Consider the following 507-nt stretch of genomic DNA (forward strand, 5'->3'; position numbering starts at 1 on the left):
ACTGTCACGCTGACGGCCGGTTCCACCGTGACCGAAGGCGGTCAGATCACTTACACCGCGACATTGACCAACCCGGCACAAACCCCGGTGAACGTCACCTTGAGCAATGGCTCGGTGATTACCATCAAGGCGGGTGAGTCCACAGGTACTGTGGTTGTCGATACCCCGGCCAATGACGTCTACGTTAACGGTTCGACCGTCAGCACCACTATTACCGGCGCAACCGGCGGCAACTTTGAAAACCTGGTGCCGAGCACCACGCCTGCGGTTACCACCATTACTGATGTGGTCGATACCACCACTGTCACGCTGACGGCCGGTTCGACCGTGACCGAAGGCGGTCAGATCACCTACACCGCGACATTGAACAACCCCGCGCAGACGCCGGTGAGCGTTACCTTGAGCAATGGCTCGGTGATTACCATCAAGGCGGGTGAGTCCACAGGTACTGTGGTTGTCGATACCCCGGCCAATGACGTCTACGTTAACGGTTCGACCGTCAGCACC

Annotated in this window: 1 protein-coding gene; it reads left to right on the forward strand. The window is 58.6% G+C overall.

Annotated features, from left to right (window positions below; translation table 11 throughout):
- Window positions 1-507, forward strand: a 507-nt coding sequence (locus J1G34_RS26960) for an immunoglobulin-like domain-containing protein (RefSeq protein WP_222994869.1), incomplete at both ends; no start/stop codon positions are given.

The sequence above is a fragment of the Pseudomonas sp. Wu6 genome (assembly GCF_019891515.1).
GTDB classification, from domain to species: Bacteria; Pseudomonadota; Gammaproteobacteria; order Pseudomonadales; family Pseudomonadaceae; genus Aquipseudomonas; species Aquipseudomonas orientalis_A.